This window comes from Streptomyces sp. 150FB (assembly GCF_000818195.1).
In the GTDB taxonomy this organism is placed as follows: Bacteria; Actinomycetota; Actinomycetes; order Streptomycetales; family Streptomycetaceae; genus Streptomyces.
Genome location: NZ_JTHL01000001.1, coordinates 6,706,366 through 6,707,511 on the forward strand (window position 1 = coordinate 6,706,366; position 1,146 = coordinate 6,707,511).

Sequence of the window (1,146 nt, forward strand, 5' to 3'; positions counted from 1 at the left end):
ACTAATGTTGAAGATTCGCTGATCTCCGGCCCATGGGCGTGCAATGGGCGTACCTTGCCGGGGGATTGGCGGCCAGGGCCCGGATCACCGATTCGGCAGTTGGGATCTGCACCAGAAGGAGTGAGGAGACATGCGTGTCGCCGTCGTCGGAGCGACAGGGTTTGTCGGCGCGGAGATCGTTCGGGCGCTGGCCGGCCGACCGGGAGTGACGGTCACGGCGGTGAGCAGGGACAACTACCGGACGCACCGTGACTCCGGGGGATACGACGTGCTGGTCAACGCGGCCATGCCGTCGCGCCGGTTCTGGGCGGGCACCCGGCCGCTGGACGACTACCGCGAGACGGTGACCAAGACCGCCGAACTCCTGCACACCTGGGAGTGGAAGCTCTTCGTGCAGATCAGCAGCGTCTCGGCGCGCTGCCAACTGGACACGGTGTACGGGCGGCACAAGGCCGCCGCCGAAGCGCTCTGTCCGCCGGACCGCACCCGGGTGGTCCGGCTGGGGCCGCTCTACGGCGACGCGCTCACCAAAGGTGTCCTCAAGGACATGTCCGAGCACGGCACGGTGTACGCGGCCGCGCACACCAGATACGCGTTCACACCGGTGAGCTGGGCGGCCGGACAGATCGCCGACGGGCTGTCCCTCGGGCCCGGCCTGGTCGAGGTCGGGGCGCGCAACGCCGTCGAACTGCGCAGGCTCGCCGAGCGCGTGGGGTCGCGGTGCACGTTCGAAGGAGCCGTCGACCACCAGGAGTTCGCCGCGCCGGTGGACGGCGCACCGGAAGCCTGGGACGTGACGGACTTCCTGAAGAGTCAGATGGTGTGAGGGTGGGAGCGGGGGCCGGGGCGGGCGCCTTAAGGAATCTCCTAGTCGCGCCTGCTCCACAGTGGCGGTACCGGCTGCGGGGCTTCGGCCGATCCGGGTCGGACGGGGAAGTTCCGTACTGACGCCACCCGGAGGTACGCATGTCCCCCCAACACCCCGCCCGCCGTGGCCGCGACGAAGCGGCGACGGACTACCGCCGCCCGCTGTCGGCCACCGACTGGTGGTTCGTGGCGCACCCGCGGTCGCTGTCCCCGGTCATCCAGACGGTGATCGAGGGTGACGGCGACCTCGGCCTCGCCGAGCTGACGGCGGCGGTGGCC

2 protein-coding genes are annotated in these 1,146 nt (G+C 70.2%); both read left to right on the forward strand.

Annotated elements, in window-relative coordinates; genetic code table 11:
• Window positions 1-130 precede the first annotated feature (130 nt).
• Complete coding sequence (locus QR77_RS29040; protein ID WP_052489131.1) at window positions 131-826, forward strand: NAD-dependent epimerase/dehydratase family protein; 696 nt, start codon at window positions 131-133, stop codon at window positions 824-826.
• A gap of 140 nt (window positions 827-966) precedes the next feature.
• Window positions 967-1,146 (forward strand): hypothetical protein (locus QR77_RS46985; RefSeq protein ID WP_040024983.1); only part of this gene is annotated, 180 nt, incomplete at its 3' end.

Excerpts from the sequence above, each read along its gene's own strand:
- QR77_RS29040 (WP_052489131.1), top strand. The coding sequence starts at position 131 with ATGCGTGTCGCCGTCGTCGGAGCGACAGGGTTTGTCGGCGCGGAGATC.